23 protein-coding genes and 1 pseudogene are annotated in these 21,857 nt (G+C 46.7%); 13 read left to right on the forward strand and 11 right to left on the reverse strand.

The window, feature by feature from the left end; all coding sequences use genetic code 11:
• Positions 1 to 6 precede the first annotated feature (6 nt).
• Both VC159_RS08775 and VC159_RS08780 read right to left on the reverse strand, forming a co-directional pair.
• Complete coding sequence (locus VC159_RS08775; protein ID WP_215359363.1) at positions 7 to 687, reverse strand: HAD-IA family hydrolase; 681 nt, start codon at positions 685 to 687, stop codon at positions 7 to 9.
• An 8-nt stretch (positions 688 to 695) separates the two neighbouring features.
• Positions 696 to 1,712 (reverse strand): RluA family pseudouridine synthase, encoded by a 1,017-nt coding sequence (locus VC159_RS08780; protein WP_215359361.1) that lies wholly within the window; start codon positions 1,710 to 1,712, stop codon positions 696 to 698.
• A 464-nt stretch (positions 1,713 to 2,176) separates the two neighbouring features.
• On the opposite strand from VC159_RS08780, the gene VC159_RS08785 reads away from it, so the two are divergent.
• From VC159_RS08785 to VC159_RS08805, 5 genes are all read left to right on the forward strand, one after another.
• Positions 2,177 to 4,801 carry an Rne/Rng family ribonuclease gene (locus VC159_RS08785; RefSeq protein WP_215359359.1) on the forward strand — a complete coding sequence of 875 codons (2,625 nt, stop codon included), beginning with the start codon at positions 2,177 to 2,179 and terminating at the stop codon, positions 4,799 to 4,801.
• Between the two features lie 93 nt (positions 4,802 to 4,894).
• The gene (gene moaA, locus VC159_RS08790) at positions 4,895 to 6,022 is read left to right on the forward strand and encodes a GTP 3',8-cyclase MoaA (protein WP_215359357.1); all 1,128 of its coding nucleotides are present in this window, start codon (positions 4,895 to 4,897) and stop codon (positions 6,020 to 6,022) included.
• The gene (gene mobA, locus VC159_RS08795) at positions 6,022 to 6,627 is read left to right on the forward strand and encodes a molybdenum cofactor guanylyltransferase MobA (protein ID WP_215359355.1); all 606 of its coding nucleotides are present in this window, start codon (positions 6,022 to 6,024) and stop codon (positions 6,625 to 6,627) included. The genes moaA and mobA overlap by 1 nt, the downstream gene beginning before the upstream one ends.
• A complete protein-coding gene (gene glp, locus VC159_RS08800) occupies positions 6,624 to 7,940 on the forward strand; it encodes a gephyrin-like molybdotransferase Glp (protein ID WP_215359353.1) in 1,317 nt (438 codons plus the stop codon). The genes mobA and glp overlap by 4 nt, the downstream gene beginning before the upstream one ends.
• A gap of 12 nt (positions 7,941 to 7,952) precedes the next feature.
• Complete coding sequence (locus VC159_RS08805; protein ID WP_072583151.1) at positions 7,953 to 8,246, forward strand: hypothetical protein; 294 nt, start codon at positions 7,953 to 7,955, stop codon at positions 8,244 to 8,246.
• A 62-nt stretch (positions 8,247 to 8,308) separates the two neighbouring features.
• On the opposite strand, the gene VC159_RS08810 is transcribed toward VC159_RS08805, so the two are convergent.
• A complete protein-coding gene (locus tag VC159_RS08810; RefSeq protein WP_215359351.1) occupies positions 8,309 to 9,325 on the reverse strand; it encodes a 2-hydroxyacid dehydrogenase in 1,017 nt (338 codons plus the stop codon).
• A 119-nt stretch (positions 9,326 to 9,444) separates the two neighbouring features.
• Here VC159_RS08810 and fdxA point away from each other — a divergent pair, with 119 nt between their 5' ends.
• The 5 genes and pseudogenes from fdxA (at position 9,445) to VC159_RS08835 (ending at position 13,603) form a co-directional block, all read left to right on the forward strand.
• Positions 9,445 to 9,768, forward strand: coding sequence for a ferredoxin FdxA (gene fdxA / locus VC159_RS08815; protein WP_215359349.1), 324 nt, complete (start codon positions 9,445 to 9,447; stop codon positions 9,766 to 9,768).
• Positions 9,769 to 9,788: 20 nt separating this feature from the next.
• Positions 9,789 to 10,835 carry an NAD(P)/FAD-dependent oxidoreductase gene (locus tag VC159_RS08820; protein WP_215359347.1) on the forward strand — a complete coding sequence of 349 codons (1,047 nt, stop codon included), beginning with the start codon at positions 9,789 to 9,791 and terminating at the stop codon, positions 10,833 to 10,835.
• A 45-nt stretch (positions 10,836 to 10,880) separates the two neighbouring features.
• Entirely contained in the window at positions 10,881 to 11,675 is a 795-nt protein-coding gene (locus VC159_RS08825) for a thymidylate synthase (protein ID WP_215359345.1), read from the forward strand.
• Between the two features lie 11 nt (positions 11,676 to 11,686).
• The gene (locus VC159_RS08830; RefSeq protein ID WP_215359343.1) at positions 11,687 to 12,175 is read left to right on the forward strand and encodes a dihydrofolate reductase; all 489 of its coding nucleotides are present in this window, start codon (positions 11,687 to 11,689) and stop codon (positions 12,173 to 12,175) included.
• A gap of 67 nt (positions 12,176 to 12,242) precedes the next feature.
• Positions 12,243 to 13,603: pseudogene (locus VC159_RS08835) on the forward strand (IS3 family transposase).
• 66 nt (positions 13,604 to 13,669) lie between these two features.
• Here the strand turns inward: VC159_RS08835 and VC159_RS08840 are convergent.
• Entirely contained in the window at positions 13,670 to 14,512 is an 843-nt protein-coding gene (locus VC159_RS08840; RefSeq protein WP_251367767.1) for a peptidylprolyl isomerase, read from the reverse strand.
• Positions 14,513 to 14,596: 84 nt separating this feature from the next.
• Here VC159_RS08840 and VC159_RS08845 point away from each other — a divergent pair, with 84 nt between their 5' ends.
• Positions 14,597 to 15,217, forward strand: a complete 621-nt coding sequence (locus VC159_RS08845; protein WP_215359341.1) for an SOS response-associated peptidase — start codon at positions 14,597 to 14,599, stop codon at positions 15,215 to 15,217.
• On the opposite strand, the gene VC159_RS08850 is transcribed toward VC159_RS08845, so the two are convergent.
• From VC159_RS08850 to VC159_RS08865, 4 genes are all read right to left on the reverse strand, one after another.
• On the reverse strand, positions 15,214 to 15,540 hold the full coding sequence (locus VC159_RS08850; RefSeq protein ID WP_251367766.1) for a hypothetical protein: 327 nt from the start codon (positions 15,538 to 15,540) through the stop codon (positions 15,214 to 15,216). The two genes, VC159_RS08845 and VC159_RS08850, sit on opposite strands and share 4 nt — an antisense overlap.
• A gap of 30 nt (positions 15,541 to 15,570) precedes the next feature.
• Positions 15,571 to 16,176 carry a sulfite oxidase heme-binding subunit YedZ gene (locus tag VC159_RS08855; protein WP_215359339.1) on the reverse strand — a complete coding sequence of 202 codons (606 nt, stop codon included), beginning with the start codon at positions 16,174 to 16,176 and terminating at the stop codon, positions 15,571 to 15,573.
• 83 nt (positions 16,177 to 16,259) lie between these two features.
• Positions 16,260 to 18,491 carry a xanthine dehydrogenase family protein molybdopterin-binding subunit gene (locus VC159_RS08860; RefSeq protein ID WP_215359337.1) on the reverse strand — a complete coding sequence of 744 codons (2,232 nt, stop codon included), beginning with the start codon at positions 18,489 to 18,491 and terminating at the stop codon, positions 16,260 to 16,262.
• Positions 18,492 to 18,501: 10 nt separating this feature from the next.
• Positions 18,502 to 18,999: a (2Fe-2S)-binding protein gene (locus tag VC159_RS08865; RefSeq protein WP_215359335.1), complete on the reverse strand. Its 498-nt coding sequence runs from the start codon at positions 18,997 to 18,999 to the stop codon at positions 18,502 to 18,504.
• 143 nt (positions 19,000 to 19,142) lie between these two features.
• On the opposite strand from VC159_RS08865, the gene VC159_RS08870 reads away from it, so the two are divergent.
• On the forward strand, positions 19,143 to 19,358 hold the full coding sequence (locus tag VC159_RS08870; RefSeq protein ID WP_068322043.1) for a hypothetical protein: 216 nt from the start codon (positions 19,143 to 19,145) through the stop codon (positions 19,356 to 19,358).
• Here the strand turns inward: VC159_RS08870 and VC159_RS08875 are convergent, their stop codons facing one another.
• Positions 19,359 to 19,646 (reverse strand): 4a-hydroxytetrahydrobiopterin dehydratase, encoded by a 288-nt coding sequence (locus VC159_RS08875; protein WP_215359333.1) that lies wholly within the window; start codon positions 19,644 to 19,646, stop codon positions 19,359 to 19,361. It lies immediately after the preceding gene.
• Positions 19,647 to 19,661: 15 nt separating this feature from the next.
• Positions 19,662 to 20,387: a pseudouridine synthase gene (locus VC159_RS08880; protein WP_215359331.1), complete on the reverse strand. Its 726-nt coding sequence runs from the start codon at positions 20,385 to 20,387 to the stop codon at positions 19,662 to 19,664.
• Positions 20,388 to 20,489: 102 nt separating this feature from the next.
• Between VC159_RS08880 and VC159_RS08885 the strand changes: the two genes are divergently transcribed.
• On the forward strand, positions 20,490 to 21,032 hold the full coding sequence (locus tag VC159_RS08885; protein WP_215359329.1) for a DUF2889 domain-containing protein: 543 nt from the start codon (positions 20,490 to 20,492) through the stop codon (positions 21,030 to 21,032).
• Here the strand turns inward: VC159_RS08885 and VC159_RS08890 are convergent.
• On the reverse strand, positions 21,029 to 21,799 hold the full coding sequence (locus VC159_RS08890; protein WP_215359327.1) for an SDR family NAD(P)-dependent oxidoreductase: 771 nt from the start codon (positions 21,797 to 21,799) through the stop codon (positions 21,029 to 21,031). The two genes, VC159_RS08885 and VC159_RS08890, sit on opposite strands and share 4 nt — an antisense overlap.
• Between the last annotated feature and the right edge of the window lie 58 nt (positions 21,800 to 21,857).

Here is a 21,857-nt window from a genome sequence, read left to right on the forward strand (position 1 = left end):
ACTTTCTTAGTGTTGCAGGTTATTTTTAAGCCATTGAGAAAGTTGCGCGACATCATCCACATGCGCCAATGATGGCGAGGCTTTTAAAGTATCGGGCGGGTGGGCACCATAAGTTACCGCTACCGCATCTACTCCAGCATTCGCTGCCATATCTAAGTCATGGGTCGTATCGCCAATCATGAGCATACGACGGGTCGGCACCTGGGTGACATCCGATAGCTCCAACAACATTGCTGGATGAGGCTTAGAAAAAGATTCGTCAGCCGTACGAGTCTCATGAAAGAGATGGCCGATCTGATGATGCCCGAGCGAGCGATCTAATCCGACGCGCGACTTCCCAGTGGCAACAGCCAATAAATATTGTTTAGCATGCAGCTCTTCTAAGAGCTCTCGAATGCCAACAAATAAATCAAGCTCATGATCTTTTGCTAAGTAGTGATAACGAAAACGCTCTGTCAGTTTTGGAAAATGGGCCGGCTCTATCCATGGCACTGCTCTGCGCAATGAATCCTGAATTCCTAAACCAATTACTGAACTGGCTAACGTGTCATCAGGAGCCTTAAATCCTAAATCGCGACAGGCTTGCTGAATACAATGCACGATGGTTGGCGTGGAATCCATGATGGTTCCATCCCAATCCCACACAATCAGGTCATAAGGTCGATTTGATTTATTTACTTGAGACATTCTGATATTTACTGCTCAAAGGTTTTTATCATGGCCGCAAATTCTGCAGGTAATGGCGATTCAATCCGCATCTTTTCGCCAGTACGTGGGTGTGTAAAACCAGCCAAATGAGCGTGTAGATATAAGCGTTTGGATTTAACCACCTTATCCAAATCCTCAAAGCCATATTTATCATCACCCAAAATTGCGTGACCCAGCTTTTGCAAATGAACTCGGATTTGGTGAGTGCGCCCTGTCTTCAGTTGCGCCTCAGCCAGCGTGATTGACGCGCCCTCACGCTTGAGCGCTTTAGTCACCCTTAAAGAAGTGTGACTTGGTATGCCATCTGGATCAACCCGAACGCGGCGCTCGCCGTTAGGCAGCAGGTATTTATGCAATGGATATTTGAGTTGCATGGTTTGAGCGCCTTGCACGATTTCGCCATGTGCAAGTAAGTAATAGCGCTTGTCAGTTTGTCCCTCACGAATTTGACGGTGCAATTCCACTAAAGCGCTCCGTTTTTTAGCCAAGAGTAAAACTCCTGACGTATCACGATCCAAACGATGAACCAATTCCAAAAACTTGAGTTCGGGGCGGGTAATGCGCAGAGTCTCAATTACCCCAAGGGCGATACCTGAGCCACCATGCACTGCTAAACCTGCTGGCTTATTCACTATTAAGAGGGCTTCGTCCTCAAAAAGGATGGGCATTTTGTCTGAATAGCCATGCGCCCGAGATTTAGTTTGAGCACTATTGACCGCAGCCATTTGGGCTGGTTCAGCAATTCGAACTGGGGGGAGGCGGACCACATCACCCTCAATCAGACGGGTGGTTGGCTCAGCCCGCTTTTTATTGACCCGAACCTCGCCAGATCGAATGATTCGATAAACGTGGCTTTTAGGAACCCCTTTGGCCCAGCGTAATAGATAGTTATCCAAGCGCTGACCGGCCTCTTCGGGACCAATGGTCTGAAGATGCACTGCAGCAGGCACTGAAGTAGAGGGCGTTTTTACCATTAAAGGCTTGGAAATGGGTTCGGATTTCATGATTTATCTCTCTTGTGACCCCACCAGGGGATGACAAGGGACTCAACAATACCCCATTGTCACGCAACTTGTGCCGTATAATCAACGCTCTAGCCAATTTATTGGCCCGAGACCAACCTGAAGTCAGGTTTGAATCGTGGAGCTTGGAGTCGCCCTTTAAAAGACTCCCGGGGTTGCCCCTCCCCCGTTGTAATGAGGCGCAGGGTTGGTGTGCCGTATGCCGCGACCCGCGATTAGAAGACAGTTTTCAGGCGCGCGCCTGCATTGATGACCTAAAGGAGGTCTCTGCGGCGATCGTCAAGTGTGGCACCAAATTAACCAACAGTTAAGCTGGTGAACTAGGCAAAAAATGCCTAGATTTGCATGATCCACACTCATATACCGCCTTGGGCTTAGTCCTAAGCGGCATCTAACTTGTCCCCTAACGCAGCGCGCAACGACGCCCTCCCCCATAGGAGAGTGTTATGAAACGCATGTTGTTTAATGCAACTCAACAAGAAGAGTTGCGAGTTGCCATCGTCGATGGTCAAAAACTCATCGATATTGATATCGAAGCTGCCGGTCGTGAACAACGCAAAGGCAATATTTACAAAGGTGTTATTACTCGCATTGAGCCCTCGCTCGAAGCTTGCTTTGTAAATTACGGCGAAGAACGCCATGGCTTCCTGCCATTTAAAGAAGTTGCCCGTACCTACTTTAAAGAAGGTGTTGACGTTCGCAATGCTTCCATCAAGGATGCTTTGCGCGAAGGCCAAGAAATCATTGTTCAGGTAGAAAAAGAAGAGCGCGGCCAAAAAGGCGCTGCCCTCACCTCTTTTGTCTCCTTAGCGGGCCGTTATTTGGTATTAATGCCAAATAACCCACGTGGAGGTGGTGTTTCCCGCCGTATTGAAGGTGAAGACCGTCAAGAACTCCGTGAAGCAATGTCCCAATTACAAGTACCAGATGGCATGAGCATCATTGCTCGTACAGCCGGTATTGGTCGCGACGCTACTGAATTGCAATGGGATTTAAGCTATCTCATGCAGTTGTGGACAGCGATTGATGAAGCTGCCAAAGGCAACTCTGCTCCACTATTGATATACCTCGAATCCAGCTTGGTGATTCGCGCAATTCGCGATTACTTCCAGCCTGATATTGGTGAGATCCTCATCGATACCGATGACATCTACGAACAAGCTGCAGCATTTATGTCTGTAGTGATGCCTGACAATTTGCCACGAGTAAAGCGCTATCAAGATGATGTGCCTTTGTTCTCTCGTTTCCAAATTGAGCATCAAATTGAAACTGCTTACTCACGCACTGTGCCACTGCCATCTGGCGGCGCAATCGTGATCGACCACACTGAAGCCTTGGTTTCAGTGGACGTTAACTCGGCACGCGCAACCCGTGGCTCTGATATTGAAGAGACTGCTACTCGTACCAACTTAGAAGCTGCCGATGAAATCGCTCGTCAAGCACGTTTACGTGACTTGGGTGGCTTGATCGTGATCGACTTCATTGATATGGAATCGAGCAAAGCACAGAAAGATGTTGAGAATCGTTTGCGTGATGCTCTGCGTCATGACCGTGCGCGCGTTCAGATGGGCAAGATCTCCAAGTTTGGCTTGATGGAAATGTCACGTCAGCGTTTGCGCCCTGCATTGTCTGAAGGTAGCCATGTAACCTGCCCACGTTGTAACGGCACTGGTCACATTCGCGATACTGAATCTTCTGCATTGCAAGTTCTGCGCATCATCCAAGAAGAAGCAATGAAGGAAAACACAGCAGCGATTCATACACAGGTACCAGTCGAAGTGGCTGCCTTCCTTTTGAATGAAAAACGTGCTGAAGTCATCAAGATCGAGACTCGCTTCAAAGTGAACGTCTTGATGGTTCCTAACAAGCATTTAGAAACTCCACATTACAAGCTTGAGCGTTTGCGCCATGACGATCCTCGTCTTGACGATCAAAAAGCTAGTTATGTGATGGCGGAAGAGGCTGCTCGCGAACTCGAGACAGACACGACAGTTAGCAAAAAAGATGCCGATGTAAAAGTACGTCCAGAAGCAGCGGTCAAGGGAATCACGCCAACACAACCTGCGCCAGTTAGCCAGCCACGTCCTGCACGTACTGAAAAAGTGGCGACTGAAAGTTCTGGCGGCTTCTTTGGATTTATTAAGAAGCTTTTCGCCTCAGCTCCAGCAGTTGAAGAAAAGCCCGCGCCAAGCAATCCACGTGGCCGTAATCAAGGTCGTAATGGCAACGATCGCAATCGCGGTCGCAACCGTCGTGGTGAGCGTACTGAGCGCCCAGCAGTTGCTGCAGCCGAAGGTGCTCCGGCAGAAGGCGCTAACAACAACCGTAACCGCAACAATCGAAACGGCAACCGCAATCAAGGCAATCAAAATGGTCCAAAGCCAGAACGTCAAGATGGGAACCGCAATCAAGCCAATCCAGCAGCAGTAACTCCTGCAACTGAAGCCGCTCCTGGTAGCGAAACTACTCCAGGCACCGATGGTGAAGAGCGTCGCGGTCGTGGTCGCAATCGTCGCGGTCGTGGTCGCGGTCAACGTGGTGAACGCACAGAAGGCGGCAATGATGTTACCAACACACCTGCAACTGCTGTGTCCGCAAGTCCATTTGCAGGCCCTCCTGTAGGAATGGCTGGCGCATCAGCAAGCATGCCAATTCAGAACATCGCGAACAGCTTTGGCAACGCAAAACCTGCAGTAGAGAAACAAGAAAGGCCAGAGCGCGCACCACGTGCTCCACGTCAATCAAATCGTCCCGCACAAAACTCTGCTCCTGCATCTGCTCCAGCTCCAGTCGCTGTTGCGGCTGCTCCGTTAGAGGTCATCGCTAAACCTGCACCAGAACTTCCTAAAGTTGCCTTCCAGGCGCTTGAAGAAACTTCGTTGCATAGCGTTGTGCAATCAGCCGGCATGATTTGGGTCGCTACCGACTCTTCAAAGCATGCTGACGCTCAAAGCCAGATTCAGGCAGAGCCTGTTGCTCATAACTTGGGCAGAGCACCTAAACCGGCTGCAAGCCTTCCTGATGGCCCAATGGTTTTAGTTGAAACCGGCGGCCAAGAAAAAACGGTTTAACGCTTATTTAAGCTTTTCTCCAGACCGCCATTTATCCCAAAAGGATATTTGGCGGTTTGGCAGAAACCCCGTTTCACAGCCATAATTGAGAGCATGGTTGAAAAAGTAAACCCTAAAGTAATTCCGATACGCATTGATGAAGGCAAAGGCCTGACGCCATCTATTGGCGCCCAACTCATCACGCCGCATAGTCATACCAAAGATACTCGGGGGCGCACCCTAAGAGATCTGCGTATCTCCGTGACCGATCGCTGCAACTTTCGCTGCACCTATTGCATGCCTAAGGAAGTATTCGATCAAAACTATCCCTACCTAGCTCATAAAGAATTACTGAGCTTTGAAGAAATTACTCGCCTCACCTCTATCTTCGCTGCTTTGGGCGTTGAAAAAATTAGACTGACTGGTGGCGAGCCTTTGCTGCGCAAGAACTTAGAGGTACTTATTGAGATGTTGGCCAAAGTGCGCACTCCAGAAGATAAAGCACTCGACCTCACCCTCACTACTAACGGCAGCATCTTGCGCAAGAAAGCTGCTGCACTAAAAACTGCCGGCCTGCAAAGATTGACAGTCAGTCTCGATGGTCTAGATGACGCCATCTTCAAAAAAATGAATGATGTTGACTTCCCAGTTGCCGATGTGCTCGATGGCATTGCCGCAGCCCAAGAAGCGGGCTTCCAAAATATCAAAGTCAATATGGTGGTGAAAAAAGGTACCAACGATCATGAGATTGTTGCGATGGCTAAGCACTTTAAAGGCAGTGGCGTCATTCTGCGTTTTATTGAATTTATGGATGTGGGCAGCTCTAATGGCTGGAATATGGAACAGGTACTTCCGTCTAAAGAAGTGATTGCCAGAATTCATGAAGCTTTTCCTTTAGAGCCAGTAGAGGCTAACTACACCGGTGAAGTCGCACAGCGCTGGCGTTATGTCGATGGCTCAGGTGAGATTGGCGTGATCTCCAGCGTTACCCAAACTTTCTGTCATGAATGCTCTAGAGCTCGTATCTCGACTGATGGACAAATGTATCTCTGCCTCTTTGCCAATGAAGGTTTTGATTTCAAAACCTTATTACGCTCTGGCATGAGTGATTTAGAAATTGCCAACGCGGTAATGAATACCTGGTCCACTCGCGACGATCACTATTCCGAAATTCGGGGTTCACATACCGCGAATCTGTTATCCGGCAACCGCAAGGTTGAAATGTCTTATATTGGTGGTTAATGATTTCCACTAAAGACATCACTGCACTCATACTTGCTGGCGGACGTGCGCAACGTATGGGTGGCATTGATAAGGGACTGATTCCTTTTCACGGCAAACCACTCATTGAGTCAGCTATTGCAAAGCTTAAGCCACAGGTGCAAACCATTGTGATTAATGCCAATCGCAACATCACAAAGTATGCGAGCTATGGATACCCAGTGATCATGGATGAGACGCCAGATTTTTCAGGGCCGCTAGCAGGCTTCTCCGCAGGCCTGAAGGCCTGCAAGACATCTTACCTCCTTACCTCGCCTTGCGACTCACCTTTGCTACCCAATCATCTCGCAGAGTCATTAATTGCCGAGATGGAGCGGGGTGATTTTCAGTTGGTGTACGCCTCCACCAAAGAGATCAATGGCAAGGTATGGGCGCAGCCTGTTTTTTGCCTCATGCAGAGTAACTTACAGGATGCATTGAATCAATTTCTCCAAAAAGAAGATCTCAAAATTGATCGCTGGTTTAAAGAGTTACGGAGCAGCACCGTTATATTTGATGACTCTCAAGCTTTTGCCAATGTAAATACACCTGAAGAGCTAAAGTCCTTAGAAGAAGTATCGGCATGAGTCGCTCCCCAAACCAACCAATTCTTTTGACCTCGTCGCTGCATGTTGATGATGCGCGTAAGGCAATTGCTGCATTAGTAGAGGATCTCATTCAAGAAGCTGCAGCAATGAATGATTCCGCAGATATTGAAACCGCTCCATTGGATCAGGCGATTAATCGGATATTGGCGGCTGACTTACTTTCACCCATCGATGTTCCGGCTGCCGACAATTCTGCGATGGATGGTTATGCATTTGATGGCAAATGCCTCGATACAAGCAATCCATCTATTTCATTAAGAGTGGTTGGCACAGCGCTTGCAGGCAAGCCTTATGACGGCAGTATTGGAGCTGGAGAATGCCTGAAGATCATGACCGGCGCTCTGATGCCTACTGGTTGCGATACCGTCATTCCACAAGAATTCACAGCCACAAAAGATGAGCTTACGATTGAGTTTAGGCAAGATCAATTAAAGCCTGGCGAGAATCGTCGTCTGCGTGGCGAAGATCTTCAAAAAGGTAAGCCTGCAATCGCCGCTGGACGCTTACTGCGCCCTTCTGATCTGGGCTTAGCCGCGTCACTGGGTATTACCCCCTTACCCGTAAGGCGCAAACTTAAGGTGGCTATTCTGTCTTCAGGTGATGAGTTGCGTGCGCTTGGTCAAGCATTGGATGCAGGCAGCATATATGACAGCAACCGCTACAGCCTTACTGGTTTACTCAATCGCCTGAATTTAGAAATCATTGACTGCGGCATTGTGCGCGATGACCCCGCCTCTTTGAAGCAAGCCTTTATCGAGGCAGCTAGCAAAGCAGATGTATTGATTTCTTCTGGGGGCGTTTCGGTTGGTGAAGCAGATTTCACGAAACAGATCATGCAAGAGTTGGGCGATGTCGGCTTTTGGAAAATCGCCATGCGCCCAGGACGTCCCATGGCCTTTGGAGTTCTTAAGCCAGTAGCTGGAAATTCCCCTGCTCGTAAAACCCTTTTCTTTGGTCTGCCCGGGAATCCCGTAGCAGTGATGGTGACCTTCTATCAATTTGTCCGTGCAGCACTTCTGCAGCTCAATGGCGCCAATCAAACTGAACCGCCTCTTACCCAAGCTATTGCCGAAGCTCCTATTCGGAAAAAGCCAGGTCGAACAGAATTTCAACGCGCTATTCTGGGGCGTGGGGCTGATGGCAAGCCAACAGTACGACTAACTGGCAGCCAAGGTGCCGGAATTTTGCGCTCGATGAGTGAGGCTAATTGCTTTGTGATCCTAGGTCATGAACAAGGAAATGTTGCCGCTGGAGACTGGGTAGATATAGCGCTTTTTGATGGACTGCTTTAAGATTGCGTCATCATGAAACTTAGCAAAAAAGAACTCGTCTTTCTAGACCCTATGCACACTGCCAAAACCTTGGTTTTGGTTTACCTCTGCTTCTCTGTACCAATCGTGTTGCTGGCCCTCTTTGTAGCCTTCATACGTGACGGCGCAATCCCTGGATTTACTGTGCTGTCAGCACTCATTCTTAACGCCCTACTCGGATTTGGGTTGTTGTGGATTGCCTGCAAAGTCTATAACTGGGTTGCTGGAAAATTTGGCGGTATTGAATTAGCGTTACGCGAATTGCCAGAAGAAATTGACGCTGAATAAGCGCCTCAAGATTCGAAGCTAACCTTCAAGCAATAAAGCCGAGTATGACTCGGCTTTATTTTTTACTTAACTGCATAGACTTCTGCATTAATGAGGCTAGGTGGTTTTTTTCCATCAAGCGCTGTACGTAAATTATCCACTGCTAAATCCACCATTGCTCTACGTGTTTTTTCTGTGGCGCTAGCAATGTGTGGAGCAAGCACAACGTTGCTCAATTTCAATAGTTCGGGATGTACTTTAGGCTCTCCTTCGAACACGTCTAAGCCAGCAGCAAAGATTCGCTTCTCCTTGAGAGCTTGAGCCAGCGCCGCATCATCCACAATGCCACCACGGGCAATGTTTATCAGGGTTGCAGTCGGCTTCATGAGTGCAATTTCTTTAGCGCCAATTGTATGATGACTCTGGGCACTATAAGGCAACACTAGAACTACGTGATCAGCGGTGCGAAGTAATTCTTCTTTAGAAACATATTTAGCGCCACAGGCCTTTTCATCAGCCTCAGATAAATGGCTGCGATTGTGATAAATCACATTCATTCCGAAACCTAAAGCACGCTTAGCAATTCCTTGGCCAATACGCCCCATACCAATAATGCCCACTGTGCTGTGATGCAAATCCATACCAAGTGGATTATTCACAATCGACCACTTATCCCACTGACCTGCACGCACCCAATGCTCGGATTCAGTAATACGTCTTGCTGTTGCCATGAGTAACGCAAAACCAAAATCAGCGGTAGTGTCTGTTAATACATCCGGAGTATTCGTAGCCATCACACCTGCAGCAGTAATTGCCGGCACATCAAAATTGTTATAGCCCACAGAAATATTGGCCACAATTTTTAGATCTTTGGCATGCATTAAGGCGTTTGCATCAATTCTTTCGCTACCAGCAACTAAAGCCCCTACAACCCCAGAGAGTTCTTTTTGCAACTCTTCGGGACTAAAAATCCTATCCTCTTGATTGGACCGAACCTGATAAGATTCCTCTAATTTAGCCAAAGCCTCTGGGAAAATGGCTCTTGCAACCAGGATTCTGGGTTTTTGCTTGCTAGCGTGCTTATTTGACTGGGTATTCATAGTGGGAACTTTACCTCAACTAAATAGACCCTTTCGCCTGAAAAATAGGCTATTTCAGCTAAAATTGAGTTTTTATAACTTAGCACCCAGCTTTTTGGGGCTCTTGAAACAAAACCGCCATGACTTACGTTGTTACCGAAGCTTGTATCCGTTGCAAATACACCGACTGCGTTGATGTTTGTCCAGTTGACTGCTTTCGCGAAGGCCCCAATTTTTTAGTCATTGATCCAGACGAATGTATTGACTGCGCGGTTTGTGTACCCGAGTGCCCAGTAAATGCAATTTATGCTGAAGACGACGTACCTGGTGATCAACAGACATTTATCAAATTGAACGCAGATCTCTCTCCTTCTTGGACATCGATTACCAAGTCCAAAGCTGCTCTTCCAGATGCTGAAGAATGGAAAGACGTTAAAAACAAACTTGATCAGCTAGTAAAGTAATTTTCTAACCAAAGAAATTTGTGTCGAATACACCCATAGAAACTGATGCCGTCATCATTGGCGCCGGTCCCGTGGGTCTCTTTCAGGTTTTTGAATTAGGTCTCCTGGAAATTAAAACGCATGTCATTGATTCACTCCCAGAGATTGGTGGTCAATGCATTGAACTTTATCCAGATAAACCCATCTACGATATTCCTGCTATTCCAGTGTGCACTGGACGCGAACTCACCAATAATTTACTCAAACAGATTGAACCCTTCAACGCTCAATTTCATCTGGGTCAAGAAGTTAGCAAGCTTGAACGTCAGGCTGATGGACGCTTTCTTGTTTGCACCTCACTAGACAATCACTTCCTCAGTAAAACTGTCTTTATTGCTGGTGGCGTAGGGGCCTTCCAGCCCCGTACCATCAACCTTGAAGGCATTGATGCCTTTGTGGGAAAGCAGGTTTTCTACCACGCTAAAAATCCTGAGCAATTTACAGACAAAAGAATTGTGATTTGTGGTGGTGGCGATGCAGCACTAGATTGGGCGATTCATTTTTCTGAGATTGCCTCTAGCGTCACATTGATTCATCGTCGCGATGACTTCAAGGCTGCGCCAAAATCGATTGCGAGAATGCGTGAACTTTGCGCTAGCAACCAGATGCAACTGTTGATTGGTCAGGTGAGCGCTTTTGAAGCGAAAGATAGCCTGCTTTCTGAGATCACCTTCACCAATATTGATGGCGAAGCAAAACAGATCCCACTCGATGATCTTTTGGTGTTTTACGGACTCTCCCCTAAGCTGGGTCCGATTGCAGAGTGGGGCCTGAATATCGATCGCAAACAAATCTGTGTTGATACAGAAAAATTTCAAACCAGCATCCCTGGAATTTATGCCGTTGGTGATATCAATGTTTACCCAGGCAAGAAGAAGCTAATTCTGTCAGGCTTTCATGAGGCCGCCCTGGCTGCCTTTGCAGCAGCTTCGTACCTGAACCCAGAAAAGCAGATTCAACTGCAATATACGACTACTTCCCCCAAGCTTCACAAGGCTCTCGGGGTGAAGTCGCCCACATTCGAGTAAGCTATCCTTAATTCGTTAATACATAACCACTTTTAGCCAATCCATATGCATCAATATCACGATCTCATGAAAGAAGTCCTCGCCAAGGGGGTTCAAAAGTCCGACAGAACTGGAACTGGCACGGTCTCCGTATTTGGACACCAGATGCGCTTTAACTTGGCCGATGGTTTCCCCATGGTAACCACCAAGAAGCTTCACCTGAAGTCCATCATCTATGAATTACTCTGGTTCCTCAAAGGCAGCACGAACAATAACTGGCTGAAAGAGCGCGGCGTATCTATCTGGAACGAATGGGCAGCACCCGATGGTGATTTAGGTCCTATCTACGGTTATCAGTGGCGCTCATGGCCAGCGCCGAATGGTCAGCACATCGATCAAATCTCTGAGGTGGTTGAGACGATCAAAAAGAATCCAGACTCACGTCGCATTATTGTTTCTGCGTGGAACGTAGCAGATATTCCCCGCATGGCTTTAGCACCTTGCCATGCTTTCTTTCAGTTCTATGTTGCCGATGGCAAATTGTCCTGCCAACTCTATCAACGCAGCGCTGATATTTTTTTAGGCGTGCCATTTAATATTGCTAGCTACGCTTTACTGACGCACATGATGGCGCAACAATGTAATCTGGAGGTGGGAGACTTCATTTGGACTGGTGGTGACTGTCACTTGTATAGCAATCATCTTGAACAAGTAGAACTTCAGCTATCGAGAGATTTTTTCTCTTTGCCTAAGCTTAATATTTTGCGTAAGCCTGATTCAATCTTTGATTACGAGTTTGAAGACTTCGAAATCGACGGCTATGAATCTCATCCTCACATTAAAGCTCCTGTAGCCATTTAAGAATCGTAATCATGACTCAACCTACTATTTCTATGATTGTTGCACGCTCACGCAATCACGTAATTGGCCGCGACAATCAAATGCCTTGGAAGATCTCGGCTGATTTGCAGTTCTTTAAGCGCGTCACCATGGGGCATCCAGTAATCATGGGTCGTAAAACTTGGGAATCCATTGGACGCCCACTTCCTGGACGTCGCAACATCATAGTGAGCCGCAATGCAACCTATCAAGCTACTGGTGGTGAATTAGTTGGATCACTCGATGAAGCCCTGAATAGCTTAAGTGAGTTCCCACGTGTTTTTGTCATTGGTGGTGAGCAACTCTTCACGCAGGCCTTTCCGAAAGCAGACCGACTCTATATTACTGAGATTGATATGGACATTGATGGTGGTGATACTTTCTTTACGGTTCCCAATGCATCAGATTGGAAAGAAGTAGAACGCACTCCTGGATCAGAAGGTAATATTACCTTTAGCTTCATTACACTAGAGCGCAAATAAAAAAGGACTCCTATGAACTGCACCCCAAAAGTTGGACATTCGTCCAACCCTCTAAGGTGCAGTTTTCATGTCCAAATACAGCAAAGAGTTCAAGCTAGCAGTCATTGAGCATTATCTATCTGATAAAGGCGGTTTTAAAGCCATTGCAGATCAGTATGGTGTTAAATACGCTTACGTTCGCAAATGGGTTCATGCTTTTTTAAGGCCCATGGGCAAAAGAGTCTCAATAAGAGTTACATCCAGTACTCAAGTGGTTTTAAGCTATCAGTCTTGCAGCATATGGAGCAACACCAGCTCTCGGTGAACCAAACTGCAGCCCACTTTAATATCCCAGCCCCAAGCTCGGTACTAGTATGGCAACGCCTCTACAATGAAGGCGGTATCACAGCCCTAGAACCTAAGCCCAAGGGACGGCCGCCCATGTCAAAACCTAGCGATATTAAGGCCTTGCTTGCCAAGCCCTTAACTTCACTCACACATGAAGAGTTACTGCGCAAAGCGCAGTATTTAGAAGTGGAGAACGCTTATCTAAAAAAGCTCGAAGCCTTAGCCCAGCAAAAGCACTTGGCAAGCAAGAACAAGCCCAAGTAATTACTGAGTTAAGGCAGCACCATCCATTGCAAATTATTTTGCTTGCAGCCCAAATGCCTAAAAGCGTCTATTACTACTGGCAAAAAGCCGGCAGTCAGGCTGATCCCTATGCTGATACCAAAACCCAGATCAATGCCATCTTTAATGCTCACCAAGGACGCTATGGCTATCGGCGAGTCCACTTAGAGCTACGCAATCAACATGAATACTTAAACCACAAGACCGTGCAAAAGCTCATGGGGCAACTAGGACTCAAATCGACTGTACGCCCTAAGCGATATCGCTCGTATAAGGGGTCTGTGGGTAAAGTAGCGCCCAACTTGTTAGAGCGCAACTTTGCAGCTAGCAAGCCCAATCAAAAGTGGGTCACTGATGTGACGGAGTTCAGCATCAGAGGGCAAAAGGTCTATCTCTCACCCATCCTAGACCTCTACAACCAAGAGATCGTCTCGTATGAGATTGGTGATCAGCCTCAACTGAGTATGGTGACTACCATGCTTAGTAGTGCTTTTAAGCATCTCAAGCAGGCTGATAAACCGCTGCTGCACTCAGACCAGGGCTGGCAATATCAGATGGGGTTTTATCAACAAGCCCTAAAGAAGCAAGGCATTACTCAAAGCATGTCTAGAAAAGGTAATTGCTTAGATAACGCCGTGATGGAGAACTGGTTTGGGATTATGAAAACCGAGTTCTTCTATCGGAAGAGGTTTGAGACCATTGAATCATTTAAACAAGGGCTGCATGCATATATCCGCTACTACAACCACGATCGAATCAAGCAAAAAAAAGGGATTAAGTCCAGTGCAATACCGAACTCAATCCCTCGTGCTAACCTAACCAAACTGTCCAACTTTTGGGGTGCAGTTCACTAAGAGTCCTTTTTCACAGGAAAGCATTGTTCTTTTACTGAACGACAATCTTTGCATCTTTTGCAATCTGACCCAAGAACTCGTATTGCTTTCTTTGTGTCATGCCTGCACGAATAGCAGCCTTGGCTTGTTCGAATGCTGGTGGCTTGCTCGATTTTTTGTCCTCCAACTTGATTAAAAACCAGCCTTGCTGCATCTGAATTGGCGCAGGTGAAACCTGGCCTTTAGAAAGGGTTATCAACACGGAGGCTAATTCTGGGGCCACCTGACCAGGCTGAACCCAACCTACAGCACCGCCCTGCACCTTATTCGGAGCTAAGGAGACGCTCTTGGCAACCTTATCAAATGGCTCGCCTTTTTTAATGCGCGCTAACGCTGCTTGAGCATCTGCCTCACTAGCCACTGCAATATCGCTCAACTTGTATTCGACAATCATGCCTTGAGGACCTAAGGAAGACACCTCTTTGTTGTATTCAGCTTGGACATCTGCGTCAGTGATTGGGTTTTTAGCCATATAAGTTGATAGCTCGAGATCTGCCAAATAGTTCTGACGGATCATCATCAGTTGAGTATTGGCTTTTTCTGAATTTGCTAAACCATCTTTTTCCGCTTGCTGCGAAAGTAAGAGCACTTCAATGTACTTCTCAATCACTACTTTGCGCAATTCTGAAGAATCCTTTTGCCCCTGAGAAACGGCAACCTTAATTCCTTGCTCCACCATGTCGTTAGTAATGATGGTTCCGTTCACAGATGCCGCTGCATTAATTGGCAAACCACTTTGCTGCGCATAGGCACCACCTACAAGCGCGCTTGTTAACATGCCAGCAACAATAAAGCGCGCTAACATTGGATTTAATACAGAAGCAAAAGGTTTCATAAGGGGGATATCTTTCTAAAATTTAGCCTCAATAGTACCAGCAGGCATGGGTCAATTTGGAATAAGCCACAGTAAAATAGGCCTATGTGCGTTCAATACCTCACTACCGTAAATACTGATTGGGTAAAAACTCACTTTGATCTCGATTTACCGATATCAACGGCTCATGATGTATTCCCAACTTATCCAGGACCCATCGTCCTCAAAAGTCACAATACTGATCGCACCGCAATTGGTTTGGCACGCTTTGGCTTATTGCCGTCATGGGCTAAAGAAGAAACCTTCGGCAGAAAAACCTATAACGCTAGAGTTGAAACGGTAGCCGAAAAGCCTTCTTATAAGCTTGCCTGGACAAAGCGGCATTACGCCTTAGCCTTGGCGGATACTTTTTATGAGCCTTATTATGAATCTGGTAAAGCAGTCCGAACCGCTATCAAGCAAGCTAATCACGAACCAATGGCGATTGCCTCTATCTGGGACACCTGGACTGAATCGGAAACTGGTGAACTGATCGTTTCATTTTCCATGCTCACTATTGATGCTAGCAATCATCCATTGATGCAACATATGCATAAACCGGAAGATGAAAAACGCACTGTAGTTCCCTTGCGGCCCGAACTCTTCAATGCATGGCTCAATGCCACGCCTGAAGAAGCGCAAGTGCTATTGCAAATAGACTCTATTCCCAAGCTAACCCTAGCCTAGAAAGTAATGACTGGTTTCGTGGCTTGATTGGGGTCGACTGATTGCGTTTCTAGCGTCTCAGCCTCTTCTTCACCCTGTGGTTGATTGTAAAATTTCGCATCCGATGCACGCTCTTTAGCTATACGAGCATCTTCTGCTCTTGGATCGACCGGGCCAAATGGCCCCTCTACCGGCGACAGAGCTTGCTTATTAAAGCCCTGGATCTGCTGGGGGGTATATGGGGAAAAAGTATCAGACCCAGGGGGCTGGGGAGGGGTTTGAGAACAAGCCAAAACACCCATCAATAACAGAACTGAACTTAACCTCGAGAAGAATGTATTCATAAGGCCCATTGTATGGCAGCAGTCATTACTTCATCCAAGCGAATTCCTTCGGTAACTCTGGAGAACATTTCTGACTGCTGGGATACGGCACATCAGCAATAGAAAAATAACTGCCCCATAAATCGAGACTGTTCCTAAATCATTTTTACCTGCCTTATGCCACCAATAGTGAACGATGGCAGTACATGCGATCAAGTACACAAGCTTGTGCAATATTGTCCAACGCTTACCCAAGTGACGCGCGGCCCACTGATTTGATGTCAATGCTAAGGGCGTTAGTAATACCAAAGTTAGAAAGCCCATCGTAATAAAAGGGCGCTTTACAACATCGCTCCACATGAACCAAATATCTAAGTTCTGATCCAACCAGAACCAAATCGAAAAGTGGATGGCAGCGTAGAAAAAACAAAAGAGCCCTACCATGCGACGCAGCTTGATCCAAACCATCAAACCTGTCATTAAGCGCAAAGGAGTCATCGCCAGTGTAATACACAGAAAAACTAGCGCCCATGTACCGGTAGAGCGGGTGATAAATTCAATCGGATTGGCACCCAAACCCTCATAAGCCCCCAGCCACATCAAGCGACCTAGAGGTATAAGAGATAACAGAAAGACAGTTGTCTTAATAAACTTCATAAGACATATTAAACGACCCCATTAATTCAGAATCAATGGGGTCAATTTTATAAACTGCAACCAGATTAAAACTTAAGCGAAGCCTAAGCCAAACTCAGCCCTTCCTTACTCAACGGGAAGTTCCGCACTGGCCTGCCAATTGCGGCAGAAATTGCATTTGCAACAGCAGGGCCAACCACACAGATTGTTGGCTCACCTACTCCACCCCAAAAGTCAAAGCTAGGAACCAAGACTGTTTCAATTCTTGGAGTTGCAGATAGTTTTAGTAATGGGTAGGTATCGAGATTCTGCTGTTTGATGCGGCCATTTTCTACAGAGATCTCTGGCAAGAAAATGGCTCCCAATGCCATTGCTACAGAACCTTCAATTTGCTCACGTGTTAAGTAAGGATTAACAACATGGCCAGAATTTAAGGCAAATACTAAGCGAGTAACTTTCACCACATTATTCTGCACGGTTACTTCAGCAACGCAAGCGGAGTAGCTGGCATAACCCATAAACTGGGCAACACCACGGTACGTTCCAGCTGGCAACGGCTTATCCCAATCCGCTTTTTTTGCGGCAGCATTAAGAACACCCAAATGTTTTGGATGACTTTGCATGAGTGCCTGTCTAAATTTCACAGGATCCTTGCCTGCTGCTTTAGCACACTCATCCATAAAGCATTCCATGAAGATGCCGTTCTGGTTCGTGTTTACGCCACGCCATGGGCCAACCGGCACATGGGTATTTTTCATTACATACTCAGTCAAGAGCGTGGGGAAGGTATAGCCGAGTTGAGCATCGGGGCCCTTCTCGTAGAAGCCCTGGAGCTGACGCTCATCTTTGCCATCTTTAATGGCCTGCGGTGCCAACGTGGCATTAATCGACTGGCCTGCAACCTTGATATGCATGCCAGTTACGTTGCCAGAACTATCAATACCAGCAGTCATTTTTGCCATCGCAATAGGATGGTAATAATCATGAGTCATGTCTTCTTCACGACTCCAAATGACCTTGACTGGTATCCCAGGAAATTTTTGTGCAACTTTAGCTGCATAGGTCGTGAAATCTTGCATAGATCCACGACGACCTAAGCCGCAACCCGAATCTAATTTATATACCTCGCAATTAGCCAGTGGCAATCCAGTCGCTTCTGATAAGGCGGCATGTGAGCCCTCACCATTTTGGGTGGGAACCCATGCCTCCGCCCGATCGCCTGTGATTTTGACAGTAGCGTTCATAGGCTCCATCGTGACGTGCGCACGATAAGGCGTGTAATAAATGGCCTCTACTTTCTTAGTAGCACTATTGATGGCTGCAGGTGCATCGCCCTCCTTACGCTGCCAAAAATCTCCTTGCTCGTCTAAGCCGTCACGCAGCATTTTATTGATGCCATCTTGTGAAACGCTAGCAGCCTTGCCTTCATCCCAAACAATCGGCATAGCATGTAGCGCACTATTAGCATGCCACCAGGTATCAGCAACTACTGCAAGGGTGCTGTCATCAATCTTGACCACACCCTTCACCCCACGCATACCCTTGATCTTGGCTTCGTCATAGCTTACTAATTTTCCGCCAAAGACTGGGCAAGCTTTTACGGATGCGCAAAGCATGCCAGGAAGTTGCAAATCAACACCATAGACTTTAGATCCGTTCACTTTGTTTGCCGTATCCAAGCGTGCATATGGTTGTCCGGCAACTTTCCAATTTCTTGGATCCCGTAAGGTAATCGACTTTGGGTCAGGGGGCGTTAAGGTAGAAGCTAACTCAGCCACTTTGCCGTAGGTTGTTTTACGTCCTGTTGATACATGAGTAATCACACCTTTATCTACAGTCAATTCTGAAACGGGCACACTCCATTGATTGGCAGCTGCTTGCATGAGCATGATGCGTGCGGCGGCTGCACCACGACGCACATAGTCTTCAGAAATCCGGATGCCACGACTACCACCAGTACCATGCTCACCCCAAACGCGCTTACGCGCCAAACTTTGCCCTGGTGTAGCTGACTGAGTTTTAACCTTCTTCCAATTGCACTCAAGCTCTTCTGTGACCAACTGAGCAAGGCCTGTGCGTGTTCCTTGCCCCATCTCGGATCGAGCGATTCTGATATAGACAGCATCGTCCGGCTTAATGCTGACCCAAGCATTTACTTCCGCCTCGCCAATCTGCGTTGGTGTATTAGGATCATATTTAGGGCCAGCCTGTGCATATACTGAATCCGGAAGGACCCCTATACCCAACATCAACCCACCGCCAAGCATTGTGCCCTTGATGATGAAATCACGGCGGGAAGAATTATCTAAATGGGAGGCTTTATTTTTGATAGTCATATTTTTCTCCTTAACCACGGGTTGCAGGAGTGGCGTTGTATTGCGCCAAGACATCTGCCAATTTCTTTTGACCGGAAGCAACATGAATCCCATCACGAATCTTTTGATAGGTTCCGCAACGACAAAGATTACCCATTGCATTATCGATATCAGCATCAGAAGGCTTTGGGTTTCGCTTTAACAGCGCTGCAGCGGCCATGATCTGACCAGATTGGCAATAACCACACTGAGGAACATCAAGTGCAATCCAAGCTTGTTGTACTGGATGCGTACTATTTTTTGAGAGCGCTTCAATAGTAGTGATTTTGGCACTACCAATAGCAGACACTGGAATTGAACAAGAACGGACTGGCTCGCCATTGAGGTAGACAGTACACGCCCCACATTGAGCGACACCACAGCCGTACTTCGTACCAGTGAGCCCGACCACTTCTCGAATAGCCCATAACAAGGGCATATTGGGCTCCACATCAATATTCTGAATCTGACCATTAATATCTAATTGCATGTTGTCTCCTATGGTTTTTCTTTTCAAAAGACTATAAATCATTCTAGACTTTTTGCGCTCGCACATAAATGGCTCAGCCTAGGGCAAAACCCTATCGAATTAGGCAGTAATTTGCTATCCTGAAAGCTCAATTAAGGATAAATATGACCGAAGAGAACCAAACCCAGAACGATGAAGATTTTGACTATGGGTGCGAGTGTGCAATGACCTTGCTCAACGAACCTACAGAAGATCGATTAAACGACTTAATTGATGAGCTAGATGAAGATGGCATGATCTCCACCGAGGTGGTTTATGGCTTGCTCGCCACCATCCTCATGAGCATGAATGAAGAAGAACATGAAGGCGACGAGCACTAATTAGTCTTGTTTCACCTGGAAGGCAAAGGCATCCATTGCCTTTGCCAACTGAATATCTAGTTTAGTTAAAGCACCAGCTGAATGTGTGCTCAATTCCACAGCGACCTTATTCCAAGAGTTTGACCAATCCGGGTGATGGTTAATTTCTTCCGCATATTGAGCGCAAAGAGTCATAAATTCAAAAGCCTGTTTGAAGTCTGCAAAGGCAAACTCCCTCGCAATTCTTTTTCCACTGGCGTCCAAGGACCATAAGGGAACTTCTTTTTCCAAATCGAAGCTATCGACCATCAAAATTGATTACCTTTAAGAAGAAACACTTTGGGAAAGTTGCTTTAAATCTTCTGGATAAAGCCAGCGCCATTCGCCTTCATTCAAATCTGCAGGCGTACGGTATGCGCCAATTTCGGTGCGGTGTAATTTAGCCACATGATTACCAACTGCCGCCATCATGCGTTTTACCTGGTGATAGCGTCCTTCAACAATCGTCATCGCCAACACATGATCAGAAATTAGCTTACATGCCGAAGCAAAGCAAGGTTTAGGATCGTCATCTAACACAACACCATTCATTAAATGATCGATTTGTTTTTGCGTAATGGGCTCAGGTGTAGTGATTTCATAAACCTTGCCAATGTTTTTCTTCGGAGTCGTCATCTTATGAATAAACTGACCATCATCCGATATTAAGAGTAAGCCAGTAGTGTCGTAGTCTAGGCGGCCCACACATTGCAACCCTCTCTCGACAAAGGGGCTGGGTAACAAACTATAAACACTAGGATGATGCGTCGTTTTATGTGAGCATTCGTAATTTGCCGGCTTATTAAAAGCAAGGTAAGCCTTCTCGTGATACTCCCAGTCTTTGCCTTCTATATTGAGGATCAGGCTTTCAGTAGCAACTCTCTCCTCTGGATCTTCAGCCAGCACACCATTCACCTTTACCAGTTCGGCATACACTAAATCACCGCAATAGCGACGGGTGCCAAAGCCTTGGCTAAAAAGAATTTTTTCGAGGGAGATGGGTTTTGCCATATGTTGCAGAGCATACTACAGAGCAAGCCCACCTTGAGTGAGTCAGTCCTATGCCGCAATTCATTATCATTAGAATACTCACTACTAAATAGCTCTATCACCATGCTCTCCACCCCAACATCACGCTCTCTTTTACATACCCGAGAAATTACTTTTCAGGGCTACATAAGAGAAGATGGCTTGTGGGATATCGAAGGCCATTTAAAGGACTTCAAGACAAATCCTTTTCAGACGAGCGCAAAGACTTGGCAACCAGGCGAGGCCTTTCATGACATGTGGGTGCGTATCACGCTAGACCGCGACTTTGTCATCAAAGACATTGAGGCGGCAATGGATGGACACCCCCATGCAGAATGTACGGCAGCGCTTCCACCAATGGATGCTTTAATTGGGTCGCGACTAGGGAAGGGCTGGCGCAAGACGATTGACACCCACCTTGGCGGGATTAAAGGCTGCACGCATTTGCGCGAGCTTCTCTCCAGCCTTGCTACTGCCGCCTATCAATCCATTCCAGGAGCATTCTTCGATCCAGCTGGTGATAAGCCACCACTTTACTTGGGTACATGCAAATCTTGGGACTTTGATGGTCCTGTAGTGATGCGCGTGTATCCCAAGTTTTATCAGTGGAATAAAACTAAAACTTAAAACTCGCCACGATGCACATTGAATGCATTGAAAGCTTGCTGAACGGGCATCACCTCTAAGACATTGATATTCATATGACTCGGTAAAGTGGCTGACCAATAAATTGCTTCAGCAACATCGTCAGCACTCAAGGCCTGAACACCGGTATATACCTTCCCCGCTTTGTCATCATCACCCTTAAAGCGAACATTGGAGAATTCTGTACCAGCACACATACCGGGCTCTATACAAGTTACTCGTACTGGAGTGCCAATCAGATCGGCGCGTAAATTTAAACTAAATTGCTTAACAAATGCTTTGGTGCCCCCATACACATTGCCGCCTGGGTAAGGATAGTTTGCAGCAACAGAGCCTAAATTAATTATATGGCCACACTTACGATCGACCATACCGGGCAAGAAGGCGCGACTCATATGCACAAGTCCCTTAATATTGGTATCAATCATTTGATCCCAATCACTCAAAAATGCTTTATGAGCTGGCTCTAAGCCCAAAGCAAGCCCAGCATTGTTTACCAAAACAGTTATCTTTGAAAATTCTGCTGGCAGCGCACTTGCCAAAGAGTCAACCTGAGCACTATCGCAAACATCCACAACCATGGTGAGAAGTTTTTTCTGCTGCTCAGCAGGCAAGGAACTTTTTAGCGCCTCTAAACGCTCAGCTCTTCTACCAACAGCTGCAACCTTATGCCCATGAGCTAAAAATCGTCGGGCAGTTGCCTCTCCAAATCCTGCGGTAGCGCCAGTAACTAATACGGTATGTTCCATGCTTCCTCTTCAAATCTTAAGTAAATAGTGGTTTGTAATTTAATATTAATGCCTATAT

This window comes from Polynucleobacter sp. JS-JIR-II-c23, assembly GCF_035011225.1.
In the GTDB taxonomy this organism is placed as follows: domain Bacteria; phylum Pseudomonadota; class Gammaproteobacteria; order Burkholderiales; family Burkholderiaceae; genus Polynucleobacter.